The sequence below is a fragment of the Pseudomonas sp. BTN1 genome, assembly GCF_001907715.1.
Lineage (GTDB): Bacteria > Pseudomonadota > Gammaproteobacteria > Pseudomonadales > Pseudomonadaceae > Aquipseudomonas > Aquipseudomonas paracarnis.
The window spans coordinates 1-18094 of sequence record NZ_MPBM01000027.1 but is presented as its reverse complement, the minus strand read 5'-3'; the positions used below and the strand labels follow the sequence as shown (position 1 = coordinate 18094).

Below are 18094 nucleotides of genomic sequence, written 5' to 3'. Positions count from 1 at the left end.
GCTGCAATCCCGTGCCTTAGATGCCCAGGCAGAGGTATTTGATTTCCAGGTAGTCCTCGATCCCGTACTTGGAGCCTTCACGGCCCAGGCCCGAGGCCTTGATGCCGCCGAACGGCGCCACTTCGTTGGAGATCAGCCCGGTGTTGACGCCGACCATACCGTATTCCAGGGCCTCGGCCACACGGAACACCCGGCCCAGGTCGCGGGCGTAGAAGTAGGAGGCCAGGCCGAACTCGGTGTCGTTGGACATGGCGATCACTTCGGCTTCGTCTTTGAAGCGGAACAGTGGCGCCAGCGGGCCGAAGGTTTCTTCCTTGGCCACGGCGGCGTTTTTCGGCACGTCAACCAGGATGGTCGGTTCGAAGAAGTTGCCTTCCATCACCTTGCCACCGGCCAACAGCTTGGCGCCTTTGCTCAGGGCATCAGCGATATGTTCCTGCACCTTGGCCACGGCTTTTTCGTCGATCAGCGGGCCGGTGGTGGTGCCGTCTTCCAGGCCGTTACCGATCTTCAATTTGGTCACCGCCACCTTGAGCTTCTCAGCGAAGGCGTCGTACACCGAATCCTGGATGTACAGGCGGTTGGCGCAGACGCAGGTCTGGCCGTTGTTGCGGTACTTGGAGATGATCGCGCCTTCGACGGCCTTATCCAGGTCGGCGTCGTCGAACACGATGAACGGTGCGTTACCGCCCAGCTCCAGGGAGACTTTCTTGATGTCCTTGGCGCATTCGGCCATCAGCTGGCGACCGATTTCGGTCGAGCCGGTGAAGGACAATTTACGCACGATGGGGTTGCTGGTCAGCTCGCCGCCGATGTCGCCAGCACTGCCGGTGACCACACTGAGCACGCCTTTGGGGATACCGGCGCGGTGCGCCAGCTCAACCAGGGCCAGGGCCGAGAACGGGGTTTGCGAGGCGGGCTTGATCACCATGGTGCAACCGGCGGCCAGGGCCGGGCCGGCTTTGCGGGTGATCATCGCCGCAGGGAAGTTCCACGGGGTGATGGCTGCGGTCACGCCGATGGGCTGCTTGATCACGATCAGGCGCTTGTCGGGCTGGTGGCCGGGGATCACGTCGCCATAGATGCGCTTGGCTTCTTCAGCGAACCACTCGATAAACGAGGCGGCGTAGACGATTTCGCCCTTGGCTTCGGCCAGCGGCTTGCCTTGTTCGAGGGTCATCAGGCGGCCGAGGTCGTCCTGGTTTTCGATCAGCAGTTCGAACCAGCGGCGCAGCTTGTTGGCGCGCTCCTTGGCGGTGAGTGCACGCCAGGCTGGCAGGGCCTTGTCGGCGGCTTCGATGGCGCGGCGGGTTTCCGCGGCGCCCATCTTCGGCACGGTGCCGAGAATCTCGCCCGTGGCCGGGTTGTTGACCTTGATGGTTTGGCCATTGTCCGCATCGACCCAAGCGCCATCGATAAAGGCTTGCTGGCGGAACAACTGGGTGTCTTTAAGCTGCATGTCGGCTTTCCTTAACAGCACCGCGCGCACGCGGAGCGAATTAGAGTTGTTGAAAGGCGCCTTGTGGGCTGCCGTCAGGGAAATCAGCCCCAGCGCGCAGAAAAAATGAAAGAGCGCACGGGAGACAGAGCGTTTGAAATCTCAAACGAATCCTAGGATCAATGGGGGTACAGGGCAATAGGATGTTCGAAAAAAAGAACGAATATGGCGCATCCGGCTCATCTTTCGGATCAAGTGCCCACACGACAACAGCCCCGGAGCCTTGTGGGCGCCGGGGCTGTTGGGGCCTTGCAGCTTAAGGTTGGAACGACTTGAGCACGGCCAGCAGGCTGGTCAAGTTGTCGGCCACGCCGCCCTGGGCGACTTTTTCGGTGGCGGCGGCGCCAGCGGTGGTGTCGACACTGTAGATCTGCATCACGCCCTGGTTGGTAGCCGCCTGAGCCAGGGTGTTTTGTTGCTGTTGGGCCGAGACCGAGTTCTGGAACAGAATCGCCGTGGCCTGGCCCATGGATTGGTAAATAGTGCTCATGGCCATCGCGGGTGATTCGGCAACCACCTTGACGTTGGTCTGGGTGACGGCATCGGTGATTTGCGGGCTGACTGTACTCATGGTTGAAACTCCTGGGTTGAGAAAGAACAACATCCGTTATTGCTCAGTGCTTAAGGCTGGAACGACTTGAGCACGGTCAACAGGCTGGTGAGGTTATCCGACACGCCGCCCTGGGCGACTTTCTCGGTGGCCGCCGCACCTGCGGTGGTATCGACGCTGTAGATCTGCATCACGCCCTGGTTGGTGGCCGCCTGGGCCAGGGTGTTTTGCTGCTGCTGGGCCGACACCGCGTTCTGGAACAGAATCGCCGTGGCCTGCGCCATGGATTGATAAATAGTGCTCATCGCCATCGCAGGCGATTCGGCCACCACTTTGACGTTGGTCTGGGTGACCGCGTCGGTAATTTGCTCGTTGACTAATGGCATGATCAATTTCCTTATTTAGTACACGGTGCATTCCGTGTTCATCAATGAACGTTGCGAAACAGGCGCTGTGAAACCTGGTTTAGGGTTTCGCTGCGGGGCCCAGCGCCGCTTCAATCTGGGCGATCAACCCTTGGATCAGTGCCTGCACTTCCTTGCGTTGCGCGTCCTGGTCCGAGGCCGCGCCGTTCAGCATTTGGCGTAGCGCCGCTTCACGCTGCTGGGCAGCCGTCTTGAGCGCTTGTTCGTTGGCCTTCGATTGCTCAAGCACCTGGGTGGCACGCTTGAGGGTTTCGTCGACGATGGCCTGGGGCGTGCCGGCGAATACCTGCGGGTTGCGCAGCATCGCTTCGAGCCGCTGGCGGTCGTCGGTGGACAGGACCGAGGGTTGCATATCGAGCTCCTTAGGGGCTGCCTTGGCGGCGACACGCCCGCTAAAGCCGCACCTCAACGTTGTCCTGCCAGAAACCGGCAAAGTAAAAATGCGGCGACGAATCACAGAAGGTCGCCAACTCCGCAGGCGTTATGGCGCTGGGCTGGTTGGGAAAAATGGCCGGCGGAGGCGGCAGCAGATTCGCCTCGTTGTAGAGGTTGCCGACCTCATAGCAGTTGGCCGCGAACTGCGAACAAAAGGACCCGCTGCCGATGTCGATGGACTCGTTGATCCGCGTCACCAGGCTGGTATCGGAAGTCCAGCGCCGAAAGGCTGAAATCATCGCGTTCCACACGCTGTAGCGGCCCCGGATATCACCGCCGATCTTGTCGAAGTAGAACTGCTTGGCAGCCACCGTCGCTGCCTCGCCCAGTTCGGTATCCACGCAGGAAAACACCATCGCCGAGCGTGGCGGTTTTTCCAGGCTCAGGTCGGTCAGGGCCAGGCCACTGCCGACACTTTCGATCACCAGGGTGTCGCTCACCGCAATCGCCGGGTGAACCACATTCAGGTACGTCGTGTCCTGCGAGAACACCTTGGCCTTGACCAATTGACCGGCTTTGATAAACGCCCGCGTTGCGCTGTCGTCATCTTGTTTGACAGAAAAAATAATATCTCCAGGCTGCATGATGTCGCTCCTCACTCAAGAAAAGTTGCTTTCAAGTTGCTGTTGCACCGCCCCAGCAGAACGCTGGAGCGCTGTGCTCGGTTCAGGCCGCTGGCGCGGCCCGGTTGGCCAGGGTGTCGGCGTACTTGGCGATGCTCTGGTCGATCTTGTCGATGGCCACGCTGGCGGCTTCGGCCTCCATCGCACCGGCAGCGGCAGCCACGGCGGCAGCGGCGCCCACCAGCAGGTCGGTGGCCAGGGCGCCCAAGGCGTCTTCGGCTGCGGCCGGCAGGTTGTCCTTGACGATGTTCTCGGTCATTTGCTGAAGCAGCACGGCCTGGGCCGCCAGGGCGATCTTGCTGACCCCGTCGAAATACCCCGCCGCCGCTTGCGCCACCAGCCCGGCTGCCTGGCTGATCATCATGTCGGCCGGCACCGCGATCTGCGCCGGCGCATAGGCAAAGTTCTGCGAATTGGTGAACTGCACCGCCTGCACAATCTGGCTATTGAGCGCCGCCGTGCTGTCGGATGACGGCGCGCTCACCTGATTGAGCAAATGCTCGTTCATGCGCGCCATGATCGAGCGCGAGGCCGGTGCGGCGGGCGCCGTCGCAGGTGAATCGGCGGCGGGCGTTGCTGGGGAGGCGGCGGGTTTCTTTCTGCTGAACCACGACATAATCGATCTCCCGAGGGCTCAGCCCTTCTCGCCAATCTGCATGATCAGCGCCACGGCCTTGGAGATCACCGCGTTGGAAATCTGGTTCATCGCCTGCTGGCTGTTGACCGCGTTCTGCAACGACAGGCCCGCCGCGCTGCTGGCCACCTGGTACAGCGACGCGATGGCCTGGGCTGGCGCCTCGGCCACCACCTTGACGTTGGTTTGAGTGACCGCGTCGGTGATCTGGCTGTTGACCTCTGTCATACATCTCTCCTTGATGGCATTCACCCAGGTTTGGGTGTGGATAGCGGCGGCGTGCTGCGCTCATACCACTAGAACGCCCCACGCCAACATGTGTGAATCACCTTCAGCGCAAAGCACTGCGCAGCAGTTGCACACGCTTGCGAACCAGCGGCAGCTTCACGTGCAGCTCGGCGGCAATTTGCGGGTAAGGCAGGTCATCGACAAAACGCATCTCGAACAAGCGCTGCTGCAACAGCGGTAACCGTGCGACGTGCGCCTCGATCTGCTCCAGGCGCTCATAACATTCCACCCGCTCCAGCACCGAAGCGCAGGGCGCGGCGAGCGCGGCCAGGTGATCGTGTTCAAGGTCCACCGAATCATCGAACAACCGCCCCTCGCGCTTGCTGCGCCGCACGCTGTCAAGAAACACATGATCGAGCACCAGAAACAGAAACCCCTCAGGGTCGCGAATGCGCTCCGGCGAGCGCCGAAAAAACAACAGGGCCTTGATCGCCGTCGCCGCCAACCACTCCTGGCCCTGATCCAGATTGCCCTTGGCCCGCCGCAACGCCCGGCGCCTGAGCTCGCCGTGCACAGCGCGCCAACTCGCTTCGAACAAACGGTCATCGGCGGCCCATTGATCCTTGAACTGAACAGTCATCCCCATCGCCAGCACTCCTGTGCATCCTTGATGAAGGGCCAGTCTGCGAGGGCTCGACGGGGGTACGCTGTTACCTGGGGAACACCGCCACAACTAATTCAGCGCAAAAGCCTTGCGCCGCAACTGCTCGACATCGTTGATCACCATGCGCTCCAGATCGCCGCTGATCACCCCACTGCGGCGCCACACTTGCAACTGCACATTCAGCTTGGGCCGGCTGGTGTTCAGCATCGACGCCAACACCCCTTGGCTTGCGGGCAACGACACACTGGGCAAGGCCAACGCCAGGTCGATCTCACCCAGGTTCGCCAACAAAAACCGCGCCAACCGCGACTCCAGCCGATGCAGGCACACCAACTCCAGCAACTCGATGGCGTGCAGCAACCGCAGCATCATCAGCATCAACAAACGCCGCAGAAACACCGGCTCCTCAAACAACACAGCAAAATGCCGACTACCCAACTGCAACAACCGCGTGGGCCCGCTGGCAAAGGTAGAAGACTCGCGCCCATGATCCTTGATCAACGCCGTCTCCCCCACCACCTGCCCGGCCCCGGTACTGCCGATAATCTGCTCGCGCCCATCCGGCCCATGCACCACCGAATAAATCCGCCCCTCCACCACCAACGCAATGAATTCGAGGGTGTCATCCTTGAAATACAAAAGCTCACGATCATCCAGCGTGCGCTCCACCATATGGGTGGCGACGTAGCGCAAGAGATGCTCCGGCATACCTCGAAACAAATCGGAGCGAGCCAGCAGGGTTTGTCTGAGCGGGAGATCGAGCATCACGGTTCCTTTGGAATGCATGCGTTCACCTGAGGAATTGCGGCGTGGAAGCGGTGTAAAGCCACAAGAGCAAAGCAAACAAAGGGACGTGCGGCGCGGGGAGTTGTGAATGAGGGTGGCGATTAGCCATTTTTTGTCGGAAATGGACGACAGGGGGCGGGGAAAACGCTGGAATGGACGCATCAGGTCGACATGGGTATGATGTCGCCCGCACAAGCATCCGTAGCTCAGCTGGATAGAGTACTGCCCTCCGAAGGCAGGGGTCGTGGGTTCGAATCCCGCCGGGTGCACCAGATATGAAATGAAAAAGCCTCAGGTCGGGAGATCTGGGGCTTTTTTGTTTTTGGTTTGGTGGGTGGTGAGAGAGTGTTGAGTCGCGTCGGGATAGTAGAGGTGAAAATAAATCCCCTTTTCTCCCCCCTTTTTCCCAAGCAGTTTTCCAGCTCTACGATCATTACGATTTCACCGCCTTGAGCGCCGGTCTCAAGCAAAGAAGAAACGCCTACACAGGAACCTCCGCCCTGATCAGCGTACCGCCTTCGACCAGATTGCGGGCAGTAATGGTACCGCCATGGGCCTGGCAGATCGCACGGGCGATGGACAAGCCTAGCCCGCTCCCCCCCGAGTAACGTGCCCTGGAGCGCTCTGCACGCCAGAAGCGGTCGAATACGCTGTCCAGATGCTGGGCTTCGATACCTGGCCCTCGGTCACCGACTTCAATCACCACCGAACCGTGAACCCGGCGCGCCGTTACATTCAACTCGCCTCCCCCGGCCGCATAACGCAGCAAGTTATCGACCAGAATGTTGATCACTTGGCCCAGGCGATCACGATCGGCATGCATACGAAGCCCATCAGCAATACTGACCTGCGTCAGCACGCAAGCCTCATCCAACTGCGGCTGGAACCACGCCAACCGCTCCGCCACCAGAGCTGCCAGAGAAAACTCGCTGCGCTCCAGCACCAGCCGGCCAGCACGAGCCATCGACAACAGGTGCAAATCATCCACCAGCTTTCTGAGTTGATCGAGCTGACGCTTGACCATGCCCAACTGCATGGCATCGCTGGGGAATACCTCATCGAGCATACCCTGCACGCGCCCCATGGCGGCGTTCAAGGGTGTGCGCAGTTCGTGGGCTATGACCGCGCTGGATTCACGCACATCGCGCTCATAGCGCTCCAGTTGCGTGGTCATGCTGTTGAAGTCGCTGACCAGCCGTTGCAGCTCGTCGGGCGCGTCGCGGTGCACCGGCAGGCGCGTCAGGAAATCACCGCCGGCGACTCGCCGGGCGCCCTGGGCAATTGCCGAGAACTGGCTGGACAAGGGCCGCGAAAACCACAGGCCGAAGCCAATGATGATAGGGATCGCGGCCAGCACCAGGCCGATCAGTATCAGCCAGTCGCGATTGGCGATAGCCGGCTGGAAATAGTCCAGCGGATAGTACTGGGCAACCACTTGACGCAAGCGTGCCTCATTGAGCTCTGGCTCGGCGCGCAACGCCAGCAGCTCCTCACGCGGCCCCGGCGGCAGATGCTGCACAAAATACCAGTCCGACAGTGTGACGTTGATCCACATGCACACCGAGATCACCACCACCGCGCAGATCGCCAGCAGGCTCATGCGCAGGCCGATCCAGCGCCACATGGGTTTGTCGTTGACCCGCGGTTGCTCAAGCATGTGCGTTACCTGAATCGATAGCCAATGGAGCGCACCGTGACCAGAACGCCGGTGATGCCGTGGTTTTCCAGCTTGCGGCGCAGGTTGTGCACGTGGGTGTCGACGACGCGGGCCAGGGCTTCGCTTTCCGGCAGGCAGATTTCCAGCAACTCATCACGACTGAAGGCCTTGGACGGCGTCTTGAGTAAAGTCACCAGCAGCTTGAATTCCGTTGGGGTCAGGTCCAGCCATAGCGGTGGTGCTTCGCCCTGCTCAATGGCTGCGGTAAACGCAACAAGATCCACCCGCAGGTTTTCATGGCGCAGCAGGTGTTCCACCGGTTGGTTGCCGGTGGTGCGCCGCAACACCGCGTGCACCCGCGCCACCACTTCGCGCGGGCTGTAAGGCTTGACCACATAGTCGTCCGCGCCATAACGCAAGGCACCGAGCTTTTCCGGTTCGTCGCCCATGGCCGTGACCATGATGACCGGCGTGTCACTGCTACGGCGAACGGCGGATAACACTTCGGTGCCGCTCAAGCGCGGCAGCATCACGTCGAGCAGGATCAGGTCGGGCTGCCAGCTTTTGTACAGGTCCAGACCGCGCTGGCCGTCTTCGGCCAGGGCCACCTCATAGCCATCCCGGAGCAAGTAGGCTTCGAGAATGTTGGCGCTGTCGGCGTCGTCTTCGACGATGAGGATACGTTTTCCTGACACAAAGAAGCCTCTTGATGAAACCTTGATAATTTACGAACGGTTTATTGAAAGTGCGCTGCCAGTATTGCCCTACGCCCGCTTTCGCGAGCCGATCCTATGCCGACCACTGCATCGCTGTCCAAGCCTATCAACGGGCCTGAACAGCTCGATCAGAGGGAGGCGTTGTGTCGCGCGTCGGCGGGCGCACTGCTGTCTTCTTTTGCACATAGGGCTTGACCATGAACTTCACCACCTCCCCTACCCACAACGTTCTGTTGGGCGCCGTCACGCTGCTGTGCTGCGCGCTCGCGCCCCAGGCTCAGGCGACCGACGCCAGCCCGACAGCCGAAGAAACCACCGTTACCCTGGGCCTTGGCATGGGTGTCACGCCTCGCTACATGGGTGCTGACCGCTACCGTCCGCTCGTACTGCCGATGCTCAGCATCCAGCACGGAGCGTTGTTCGCCGACACCACTCGCGGCGTGGGCCTGCAATTTCAATCCGACAGTGGTTTTAGCGCCAGCGCAGCGATCAATTACGACCTGGGCCGCAAAGAGAAGGACAGCACCACCAGCCCGGGCGGCGACGAGCTCAGAGGTATGGGCGATATCAACGGCGCAACCGTCGCCGACTTTACCCTCAGCCAACAACTGCTTGACTGGCTGTCGGTCAACGGCGAAGCCGAACTGCGCATGGCCGGCGAGCACCGAGGCAACCGTTACCGCTTTGGCCTGGAAGGCATCTTGTTGCACACAGACCGCGACACCCTGAGCCTGGCCATCGACGCCCATGCCGGCGATAGCCGCTACAACCAGACGTTCTTCGGCGTCACCCAGGCTCAGAGCCAACGCTCGATCTACAGCAAGTACACCGCCGACGCCGGGATCTATGCCTACTCCGCTGCCTTGAACTGGCAGCACACCTTCGACGCGCACTGGTCAACGCTGGCCAGCCTGACGCTGACTCAATACGCCGACCAGGCCAGCGACAGCCCGCTGGTAAGGCGCGAAACCGCAGGCTTGGGCCTGTTTGCAATCAACTACACGTTCTGACAACAAGCCCCGGGTATGCAGCCTTCATCTGGACTATCCCTGGGGCAGATTCCGGTCCTGTGCGAATGGCTTTTCAGACCGCGCAAGGTTCTCCCCATCAGGGCGTACACACGATGATCCGTTTGAAGTACCTGTCCAAAAGAGCCGTGCTGCTCTATGCGCTATTGATGAGTATCGGCAGTCAAGCCTCCCCCATCCTGCATACCGAAGCGTTCGTGCATCCTGGCCTGCTCCAGACCCGGGAGGACTTCACGCGGATACGCGAGAAGCTGGCCAACTATAACCAGCCGTGGCTGGCCGGCTGGCAGAAGCTGATCGCCAACCCCCATGCCTCATTAGACTGGCAGCCCAACCCGGTGCCGGTGGTGTACCGCACTTCAGGCGGCCCGAATAACGACAGTGTTCTGTTCAACGACGCAGCCGCCGCGTATGCACTGGCCCTGCGCTGGCAGATCTCCAACAACCCGGCGTATGCCGACAAGGCCGTGAGTATTTTGAACCAGTGGGCCTTGACCCTCACCGCGATCAAAGACAAGCCCGGCAGAGCTTTGGTGGCAGGCTTGTACGGCTACCAACTGGCCAACGCGGCCGAACTGCTGCGCAGCTACCCAAAGTGGCGGGCGGAAGATTTCCAGCGTTTTCAAGGCATGATGCTCACTGTGTTCTACCCCATCAACCATGACTTCCTGGTGAACCACGACGGCGCCCGGCCTGATCATCATGGGGCCAGCTGGGACCTAGCCAACATGAACTCGATGCTGGCCATCGGCGTACTGACCGACCGCCGCGATCTCTACAACGAGGCCGTCGACTACTTCAAGCACGGCACCGGTAACGGCGCCATCGCCCACGCGGTGTGGAAGCTCTACGGCGATGGCCTTGGTCAAGTCCAGGAAAGCGGACGTGATCAGTCACACGCCATGCTCGACATAGCCCTGCTCGGCAGTTTCTGCCAAATGGCCTGGAGCCAGGGCAACGACCTGTTCGGCTACCAGAACAACCGCGTGCTGCAGGGCGCCGAGTATGTGGCCAAGTACAACCTTGGCCAGGAGGTGCCGTTTACCCCCATCCCCAACAGCAGCTTCAAACAGACCGTCATCTCGGCCGATCATCGCGGCGAAACCCGTCCGATATGGGAACTGCTCTACAACCACTACGCCGTGCGAAAGGGCCTTAGCGCACCGAATGTGCAGGCCATGGCAAATAACGTCCAAGTGGAAGGTGGTGGCGGGGATTATGGTGCTGACAGGGTTGGCTACGTCCAGCTGGGGTATGGGACGTTGCTGTATTCGTTGGGGGAATACGGTTTGTCGCAGATGCAGCTGATGCCTTAGAGGTATATCACCGAAGCTGCGCTGCGCATTACAAATGCGTCCTTTCTACCTGTCAAATTCGGGGAATGGCAAGAACGCATTGGTGTGTTGGAAATGTCAAAGGACGCCAGCACCATCGCCGCAGAAGTATGGAGCCAGATATGAATGAAACACCCGGGGTCTTAAGACCCGGGGCTTTTTTGTGAGGCACTTGCACACGCAACTCGATGTTGCTACGAGTGGCTGAGCGCCTACATCCCGATGGGTTGAGCGTTACGCAGAACTCGATGAATTCCTGAAATGCTGCTTATCCAGGCCGAAGATTTCGTCCCGCAACACCCCCTCCAACACCCCAAAAAAACCCTGAATATGCCCCTGCTTCAACGCCTGCGGCCGCGTCACCAAATAAACCTCCATCGCCGGCAGTTCTATCTCCTGAAAAACCTCACTCAACCCCGTCGCCAAAATACGCGGCAACACCGCCACCCCCATCCCTCGCCTCACCGATTCAAGCTGCACCGCAAACGAACTCACCCTGATCGGCGCATGGTCCAGTCCGGCAGCTTTCGCCGCACGCATTTGCGGGAGCAGGTCCAGCGGTGGCAGCAAGGCAATACTGGCGGCAGTGGCTGGGGTTAGCGCAGGGAATCGTTGCAGATATTCGGCGGTGGCGAATACCCCGTAGGCAAGTTTGCCGAGCCCTCGGTAGATCAGGGAGGGCTCACCCAGGTGTGCGGTGCGTATGGCGATGTCGGCCACGCCTCGTACGATTTTGTGGAAGTCGGTGGTGACCTGTAATTCTACGGAGCAGCCTGGGTGCTGCGCTGTGAAGCGGCTGGCGGCTTCGAGTACGCTGGCAGAAAAGCCTTCGCCTGCGCTCACCAGTACGGTGCCGCTGAGGGTTGCAGGCGTACCGTCCACGGGGGCCTGGCGTCGCAGGCCGGATTCGGCTGCCAGGGCGACGTCTACCAGGGCTTGGCCTCGGGAGGTGAGCCGGCAGCCTTCCACGCCGCGTTCCACCAGTGGTTCGCCCAGGGCGGTTTCCAGTTGGGTGAGGCGGCGGGAGACGGTTGAGGCCGCGATACCCAGTAATTGGCCCGCCTGTAAAAAGCTGCCGCGCCGTGAGACTGCCAGCAGCAGTCGAAGATCGTCCCAATTTGCCTGCAATGCCATATCTCCGCGCTTCCCTGGTGTGCAGATGTGCAAAGCCATTATGCCGTAGGCGCTGTTTTTACGGCGCGGGCTCGCGGGTATATCTACTGGCCTTCTCAACAAATGGAATGGCCTGTATGAACACGAACCCCAATCGCTTGCGCAGCACCTTTGTGACCGGTGCCACCGGCTTGCTGGGCAATAACCTGGTACGGGAGCTGGTCGCACGGGGTTATGCGGTGAAGGCGCTGGTGCGCTCGGCGGCCAAGGGTGCGCAGCAGTTCGGCGATGTGCCGGGCGTGGAGCAGGTGGTGGGGGACATGGCTGATGTGGATGCCTTTGCGGCGGCGTTGCAAGGCTGCGATACGGTGTTTCACTGCGCGGCGTTTTTTCGGGATAACTACAAGGGCGGCAGCCATTGGGAGGAACTGAAGAAGATCAATGTCGTCGGTACGCGAGCCCTGCTGCAACAGGCGTATGACGCCGGTGTGCGACGGTTTGTGCATACTTCGTCGATTGCCGTGCTCGACGGTGCCCCCGGTACGCCGATCGACGAGACGTGCCTGCGGGCCGAAGCCGATGCGGACGACTACTACCGCAGCAAGATCCTGGCTGAGCGTGAGGTGTTGAGGTTTCTTGAAAGCCATCCGCAGATGTATGCCTGCATGGTTTTGCCCGGTTGGATGTGGGGGCCGGGTGACCGTGGGCCGACGTCTTCGGGGCAGTTGGTGAGGGACGTGATCAACGGCAAGTTGCCGGGGCTGATTCCTGGCACCTTTTCGCTGGTCGATGCCCGCGATGTGGCCTGGGCGCACATTGCTGCCGCCCAGAGCGGGCGTCGGGGCGAGCGTTATCTCGCGGCCGGTCGCAACTTGACCATGCGCCAGCTGATGCCTGTGCTGGGGCGTATTGCCGAGGTCAAGGTGCCCTCCCGCCAGCTGCCGCTGCCCGCGCTGTACTTGTTGGCAGCGGTGCAAGAGGCCTACGCGTACCTGACAGGCAAGCCTATCTTGCTGAGCATGGCAACGTTACGGCTGTTGATACGCGAGGAGCACCGTACCCGCTTTGACCACCGTAAAAGTGAAGAAGAACTGGGGCTGAGCTTTCGTGTGCTGGAGCAGACCCTCACAGACGCGGTGGCCTGGGCCCGGGCCTACGGCGGGTTGTAATAAAAAGCCCCAGGTCGACAGGACTGGGGCTGGTTCTTGGCGGCAGGTTCAATGCTGTTGCAACGCCTCTAGCCGTGCCGGCAAGTCCTCCTCGGGAAAGCGTTGGTACAGCGCCAGCAGTTTTTCATCCGCGGCCCTGGTTTCACCCGCTCGACGCAGGTTCACAATTTCCTGCAGACCTTCTTCCAACGTAGGCAGCGCCCGCTTGCTGAGTTTTGCCGCTGGCTGATCTGCAACTGCGCTTTCGGCTTGAGCAGGAGCGCTTTCAACCCTAGGCGCTACGGCCATGCGGGCCATTGGCGCGGGTGCGGAAAACGCTTGCGGCGCCGGGTGAGCCGCTTCTTCGTGGCGCGGCGCGGAGAATGTCGCGGTGGAGATTTCAGATTGCGGCACGGGGGAGCGCATGACCACGCCGATCATCAGTGCCAACCCGGCGACGGTGGCGAATGCCATTTGCCAGCGCGGGCGTTGGCAGGCTTGTAGCCAGCGTTGCCACAGGCTGGGTTGCGGCTGCGGGGCTTCGCGGCGGGCGGCGTTGAGGATGAAGGCGTCGAGGGACGCGGGCGGTTCGCCCGCGCTGTGTTGACGGTAGTGCTGGAGCAGCGCGTCGTCTGGGGTGTGTCGGGAGTCAGTCATACGGGTACCTCCTCGGCCAGCAGGCGCCGCAATTTTTGCAGGGCGTAGCGCAGGCGGCTTTTTACGGTTTCCAGCGGGGCGCCGGTGAGGGTAGCGATTTGCGGTACTTCGAGGTCGCCGTGCAGGCGCAGCAGAAACACTTCGCGCTGGTCTTCGGGCAACGCTTGCAGGGCCGCGTCGAGGCGCGCCTGGTCGCGGCTGAGGGTCAGTTGCTGCTCGGGGCCGTCACTGTCGTCGACCTGGGCGTGCAGCTGTTCATCGTAGCTGTCATGCAGGGGGTTGTGGATGCCGTGCTTGCGCCAGTGGTCGATCAGGCGGTTGCGGGCGATCTGGAACAACCAGGTGCGAAAACTCGCCCGGCCTTGTGGCTGGGTGGTGCTGCGGATGAGGCTGAGCCAGGTGTCCTGGTAGATTTCTTCGGCCAGTTCGGCTTTGTTGCACAGGGACACGAGGAAGCGGTACAGGCCCTGGCGGTGGCGGCTGTACAAGGTTTCGAAGGCGGCAGCGTCACCGGTTCGGTAGCGGGTCAGCAGCGATTCGTCGCTGGGTGAGTCATCTGGAACGGCCATGTAGTGAGCGAACTCCTTTTGGTCAGCCGAAGCAGGGTTAGTGTGGGAGCTGGCTTGTCGAATCGTCGCACCGCTGCGATGGCATCCACTCGGTGTGCCTGATGGACCGAGTTGTCTGCATCGCAGGCAAGCCAGCTCCCACATTGGTTCATTGTTGTGTTCGAGATTCGGGTTTGAGGCTTTGGGCCAGCTCCACCAGTTGCACGAATTCGTTGCGCAGCCCGAACGGGTCATCGCCGCGGGCCGAGCGTGCCAATTTCGCGGTGTCTTGCAAACTCATGGTGCCAGTGTAGCGGCCATCGCCCTTGAGCTGTTGGGCGAAGGCGGCCACGGCAGACGCGAAGCGCAGGTCGTCGCTGGCCGGGGCAGCCTGGTTGGCGATGGGGCGTTCGATCAACTGGCTGTTACCGCCCGCAGCGGGTTTGTAGCGCACCCGCAGCATCGCCAGCTCATCGGATTTGCCTTCGGTCGCAGGCGCCGCGGCGTAACGCAGAGGTTCCAACCAGCCCTTCTCGCCCTTGGGCACGATTTCATACAGCGCCGTCACCGTGTGCCCTGCGCCAATCTCGCCGGCATCGACCTTGTCGTTGTTGAAATCCTCACGTTTCAGGGCGCGGTTTTCATAACCCAGCAGGCGGTATTCGCTGACCTGGGCCGGGTTGAATTCCACCTGCAGTTTCACATCCCGCGCCACCACGGCCAGGGTGGAACTGAGTTGCTCCACCAGCACTTTGCGCGCTTCGCGCAGGTTGTCGATGTAGGCGTAGTTACCGTCGCCCGCGTCGGCCAGTTGTTCCATCAGGTGTTCGTTGTAGTTGTCCACACCAAAGCCGAGGGTGGTCAGCGATACGCCGCTTTTACGCTGAGCCACGGCCATTTGCTTGAGGCTGTCAAAATCGCTGATACCCACGTTGAAGTCGCCGTCGGTGGCCAGCAGGATGCGGTTGATGCCTTGATCAACAAAGCCTTCGCGGGCCATCTGGTAGGCCAGTTCGATGCCGGACGCGCCTGCGGTGGAGCCGCCAGCGGTGAGTTGGTCGATGGCGTTGCGGATCTTGGCTTTTTCACTGCCCGAGGTGGGCTTGAGCACCACGCGGGATTCACCGGCGTAGACCACCAGTGACACGCGGTCCTGATCACGCAGTTGATCCACCAGTAATTTCAGCGTGCTTTTGACCAGCGGCAAGCCTTCGCGACGGTCCATGGAGCCGGACACGTCCACCAGGAACACCAGGTTGGCGGGCGCCAGTTCGGCCACGGGTTTATCGGAGGCCTTGATGCCGATGCGCAGCAGTTTTGTGCGCGGGTTCCACGGTGTGGCGGCCACTTCGGTGGTGACGCCAAAGGGTGAGCCGTCGGTGGGCAGTGCATAGTGGTAGGGGAAGTAGTTGACCATTTCCTCCAATCGCACCGAGCCTTCGGGCGGCAGGCGGCCTTGGTTGAGGAAGCGCCGTACGTTGGCGTAGCTGCCCGTGTCGACATCCACGCTGAAGGTGGAGACCGGGGTTTCGGCGACGCTATGCACCGGGTTATCCGGCAGGTTGGCGTATTGCTCGCGGGGTTCGCTGCGGTAGTCCATCGTCGCCATTTCCCGCACCCTCATTGGTGCCGGCATGGCCATCCGCTTGACCACTGCATTCTGGATCGGCGCGCTGTGCAGCTCGGCGAGAGGCGCCGGTTCAACCGGTTTGGAGACTTCGGGGGACGATGACAGCCCACATCCAGCCAGCGCCACCAGCAGGGTAACGGTGAAGCCTTGGGCAGCGGGACGCAGGTAAAGCAGAGGGCGGGACATGGGGCTGAACCTCGTGAATGAATGAGCCGTTCACAAGGTCAGACGCGAGGAAGGTTGGGTTCGGGTTAAACCTTGGAAATTCACCCCGATCAATGTGGGAGCTGGCTTGCCTGCGATAGCGGTGTGTCAGCCAGCCTTTCCAGCACTGGCCCACCGCTATCGCAGGCAAGCCAGCTCCCACATTTGTATGGCGGTGTTCTCTTAGTCCGTGCCGTACTTGGGGTTACGCGGGCCGTACAAGATGCCGGTGCGTTGCCCTGCCGACAGCAACCGCGCACTGGTGATACCGGCAATCGGATGAGCCGCATCGGTAGAGCTGTTGATCACCTGCTTGACCGCCGCCGTGATCAACATGCCCACCAGGCCGCCACCGTTGTTGTTGCCCTCCTCGCTCGACGCCCGCGCAGAACCGGTCCACAGGGTGGTGCCGGTGCGCAGGTCCACCAGTTTGGCCGAGGCCGTCACCGAGGTGTCGCTGGAGATCAGCATGTACTGAGTGCCGTACTCGCTGATGGTGATGTACAGCGCCGCGTCCGCACCAAAGATGTCATGCAGCTTGGCCGGTTGTACGGCCTGGATATCGTTGGCGGTGGTGAGGCCGTTCTGGCGGAAGGTTTCGTCCACCAGGGCAATCGGCAACACGTAGTAGCCGGCTTCGGCCAGTGGGTAGGTGACTTGCGACACCAGGCTGTAGGACGCCTGCACTTCCGGCGATTCATTGATTGGCGGCAGTACCAGGATCGACTTGGGCCGCGCCTGTTTGTACGCCGAATAATCAACTGTCTTGGGCGCGGCGCAACCGCCGAGCAACGCCAGGGCCAGCAAGGCGCCGGTGAGTTTTAACAGGCTCATTTGGTGGCGACTCCGGCTTTGGCGTTTTTCAACAGAAAGTCCATGTACGCAGCAGACTCAGGGAACAGCGCCTTCTCGGTGCGAAACTCCTGCACCATCTGGTCATCCTTGCCCATGTTCATGTACAGCATACCCAGGTGCGCGTGGTAACCCGGCGGTGCCTTGCGGCCACTGGCGTTGATCTTCTGCAGATCGCGCTCCAGTGCTTCCACCTGCGCTTCCTTGGGCTCGCCCTTGAAGTACTCGTAAACCTGCGGCTGGTAGCTCTCCCATTGATACAGGGGCTGGGGCGCCGTCTGGCACCCGGTGACCGCCGCGATTGCTGCCAGCGTCAGCGCCAACTTCACTGCCTTGCTCATCCGTGTACTGCTCCTTGTGGTGTGGCTGATCAGTTACGCGGGTTCCAGGCGCCGGCGTTGATGCCGTCGACCAGGCGGTTGATCGCTTCGCGCATGGCCAGGTCCAGCACCTTGCCATTGAGGGTGGAGTCGTAGCTGGCGGTGCCGCCGAAGCCGATCACTTCACGGTTGGACAGCGCGTACTCACCGGCGCCCTGGGTGGAATACACCACTTCGGAGGTGTTGATGTTGACGATATTCAACGCGACTTTGGCGTAGGCCACTTGGGTCTTGCCACGGCCGAGGATGCCGAACAGCTGGCGGTCGCCGGTTTCCTTGCGGCCGAACTCGGTCACATCGCCAGTCACCACGTAGTCAGCGCCCTTGAGCTTCTGCACGGTGCCTTTGATTTTGGCTTCCTGGGAGATCTCGCCCATGTTGTCGCGGTCCAGCACGCTGAAGCGGTTGGTCTGCTGCAAATGGGTGATGAGGATGGTCTTGGCCTGGCCGCCGAGACGGTCAACGCCATCGGAGAAGATGCCGCGCATGTAGCTGGAGCGGTTATCGAACTTGCCCACGGCAATCGGCACACGCACGCCGGAATAGGCAACGTGGGCGCTGGCGACTTGCTCCACCGGCATCGCGCGGTTGCTCTCGGTGGCACAACCGGCCACGGTCAACAGCGCCGCGGCGGTGAGGCCCGACAGCAGGATTTTGGACAGTGTCTTCACAGGGTGCTCCTTGGGTGAGGAAATCAGCGTTGCTGGGTTTTCCAAGGAGATAGGCAGCCTGAAAACGCGCTGGCCTGAATTCTTCCCTGAAAGACGGTGATGCAACGGCTGCGGCATTTTACGGGGTTGAGAGCGGTTCTCAAGTTGTTTCGGCCATAGGTGGGTGGCTTACCCTACTGCCGACCGCAATACTCAAAGCAACGAAGATCCAATGTGGGAGCTGGCTTGCCTGCGAAAGCGATAGTGCAGCAAAGATGCAGCCCCTAGCAACCCCCTCACGCAGGCGACCCAGATGCCGATCGATTAACCGTTT

General features: G+C 61.1%; 21 protein-coding genes and 1 tRNA gene. 4 read left to right on the top strand and 18 right to left on the bottom strand.

Annotation, left to right across the window (positions count from 1 at the left end; translation table 11 throughout):
- Positions 1-16: 16 nt before the first annotated feature.
- From gabD to BMH52_RS13940, 9 genes are all read right to left on the bottom strand, one after another.
- The gene (gene gabD, locus BMH52_RS13980) at positions 17-1459 is read right to left on the bottom strand and encodes an NADP-dependent succinate-semialdehyde dehydrogenase (RefSeq protein ID WP_003187552.1); all 1443 of its coding nucleotides are present in this window, start codon (positions 1457-1459) and stop codon (positions 17-19) included.
- A 295-nt stretch (positions 1460-1754) separates the two neighbouring features.
- Positions 1755-2069, bottom strand: coding sequence for a RebB family R body protein (locus tag BMH52_RS13975; protein WP_003187551.1), 315 nt, complete (start codon positions 2067-2069; stop codon positions 1755-1757).
- Positions 2070-2119: 50 nt separating this feature from the next.
- Entirely contained in the window at positions 2120-2434 is a 315-nt protein-coding gene (locus BMH52_RS13970; RefSeq protein WP_003187550.1) for a RebB family R body protein, read from the bottom strand.
- Positions 2435-2513: 79 nt separating this feature from the next.
- On the bottom strand, positions 2514-2825 hold the full coding sequence (locus BMH52_RS13965) for a hypothetical protein (protein WP_014716415.1): 312 nt from the start codon (positions 2823-2825) through the stop codon (positions 2514-2516).
- A 40-nt stretch (positions 2826-2865) separates the two neighbouring features.
- Positions 2866-3492, bottom strand: coding sequence for a hypothetical protein (locus BMH52_RS13960; protein WP_014716414.1), 627 nt, complete (start codon positions 3490-3492; stop codon positions 2866-2868).
- 82 nt (positions 3493-3574) lie between these two features.
- Positions 3575-4147: a hypothetical protein gene (locus tag BMH52_RS13955; RefSeq protein ID WP_019819925.1), complete on the bottom strand. Its 573-nt coding sequence runs from the start codon at positions 4145-4147 to the stop codon at positions 3575-3577.
- An 18-nt stretch (positions 4148-4165) separates the two neighbouring features.
- A complete protein-coding gene (locus BMH52_RS13950) occupies positions 4166-4393 on the bottom strand; it encodes a RebB family R body protein (protein WP_003187543.1) in 228 nt (75 codons plus the stop codon).
- A 103-nt stretch (positions 4394-4496) separates the two neighbouring features.
- Entirely contained in the window at positions 4497-5039 is a 543-nt protein-coding gene (locus tag BMH52_RS13945) for an RNA polymerase sigma factor (RefSeq protein WP_175563004.1), read from the bottom strand.
- Positions 5040-5126: 87 nt separating this feature from the next.
- Complete coding sequence (locus BMH52_RS13940; RefSeq protein WP_072445736.1) at positions 5127-5822, bottom strand: Crp/Fnr family transcriptional regulator; 696 nt, start codon at positions 5820-5822, stop codon at positions 5127-5129.
- Positions 5823-6038: 216 nt separating this feature from the next.
- Between BMH52_RS13940 and BMH52_RS13935 the strand changes: the two genes are divergently transcribed.
- Positions 6039-6115 (top strand) — tRNA-Arg (locus BMH52_RS13935).
- 209 nt (positions 6116-6324) lie between these two features.
- On the opposite strand, the gene BMH52_RS13930 is transcribed toward BMH52_RS13935, so the two are convergent.
- Both BMH52_RS13930 and BMH52_RS13925 read right to left on the bottom strand, forming a co-directional pair.
- Positions 6325-7500: a cell wall metabolism sensor histidine kinase WalK gene (locus BMH52_RS13930; protein WP_073843994.1), complete on the bottom strand. Its 1176-nt coding sequence runs from the start codon at positions 7498-7500 to the stop codon at positions 6325-6327.
- A gap of 5 nt (positions 7501-7505) precedes the next feature.
- On the bottom strand, positions 7506-8195 hold the full coding sequence (locus tag BMH52_RS13925; protein WP_073843992.1) for a response regulator: 690 nt from the start codon (positions 8193-8195) through the stop codon (positions 7506-7508).
- A 218-nt stretch (positions 8196-8413) separates the two neighbouring features.
- Here BMH52_RS13925 and BMH52_RS13920 point away from each other — a divergent pair, with 218 nt between their 5' ends.
- Positions 8414-9226 (top strand): MipA/OmpV family protein, encoded by an 813-nt coding sequence (locus tag BMH52_RS13920; RefSeq protein WP_072434684.1) that lies wholly within the window; start codon positions 8414-8416, stop codon positions 9224-9226.
- A gap of 113 nt (positions 9227-9339) precedes the next feature.
- A complete protein-coding gene (locus BMH52_RS13915; protein WP_073843988.1) occupies positions 9340-10560 on the top strand; it encodes an alginate lyase family protein in 1221 nt (406 codons plus the stop codon).
- Positions 10561-10812: 252 nt separating this feature from the next.
- On the opposite strand, the gene BMH52_RS13910 is transcribed toward BMH52_RS13915, so the two are convergent.
- A complete protein-coding gene (locus BMH52_RS13910) occupies positions 10813-11712 on the bottom strand; it encodes a LysR family transcriptional regulator (RefSeq protein WP_073843986.1) in 900 nt (299 codons plus the stop codon).
- Between the two features lie 116 nt (positions 11713-11828).
- On the opposite strand from BMH52_RS13910, the gene BMH52_RS13905 reads away from it, so the two are divergent.
- Entirely contained in the window at positions 11829-12860 is a 1032-nt protein-coding gene (locus tag BMH52_RS13905) for an SDR family oxidoreductase (RefSeq protein WP_073843984.1), read from the top strand.
- A gap of 48 nt (positions 12861-12908) precedes the next feature.
- On the opposite strand, the gene BMH52_RS13900 is transcribed toward BMH52_RS13905, so the two are convergent.
- From BMH52_RS13900 to BMH52_RS13875, 6 genes are all read right to left on the bottom strand, one after another.
- Positions 12909-13496 carry a hypothetical protein gene (locus BMH52_RS13900; RefSeq protein ID WP_073843982.1) on the bottom strand — a complete coding sequence of 196 codons (588 nt, stop codon included), beginning with the start codon at positions 13494-13496 and terminating at the stop codon, positions 12909-12911.
- On the bottom strand, positions 13493-14065 hold the full coding sequence (locus tag BMH52_RS13895; protein WP_073843979.1) for an RNA polymerase sigma factor: 573 nt from the start codon (positions 14063-14065) through the stop codon (positions 13493-13495). Before BMH52_RS13895 ends, BMH52_RS13900 begins: the two co-directional genes overlap by 4 nt.
- Before the next feature lie 148 nt (positions 14066-14213).
- Positions 14214-15860 carry a VWA domain-containing protein gene (locus tag BMH52_RS13890; RefSeq protein WP_073843977.1) on the bottom strand — a complete coding sequence of 549 codons (1647 nt, stop codon included), beginning with the start codon at positions 15858-15860 and terminating at the stop codon, positions 14214-14216.
- Positions 15861-16061: 201 nt separating this feature from the next.
- The gene (locus tag BMH52_RS13885; protein WP_005783625.1) at positions 16062-16712 is read right to left on the bottom strand and encodes a DUF799 domain-containing protein; all 651 of its coding nucleotides are present in this window, start codon (positions 16710-16712) and stop codon (positions 16062-16064) included.
- The gene (locus tag BMH52_RS13880; RefSeq protein ID WP_073524455.1) at positions 16709-17071 is read right to left on the bottom strand and encodes a DUF4810 domain-containing protein; all 363 of its coding nucleotides are present in this window, start codon (positions 17069-17071) and stop codon (positions 16709-16711) included. Before BMH52_RS13880 ends, BMH52_RS13885 begins: the two co-directional genes overlap by 4 nt.
- 29 nt (positions 17072-17100) lie before the next feature.
- Positions 17101-17781 carry a CsgG/HfaB family protein gene (locus BMH52_RS13875; RefSeq protein ID WP_005783620.1) on the bottom strand — a complete coding sequence of 227 codons (681 nt, stop codon included), beginning with the start codon at positions 17779-17781 and terminating at the stop codon, positions 17101-17103.
- Positions 17782-18094 lie beyond the last annotated feature (313 nt).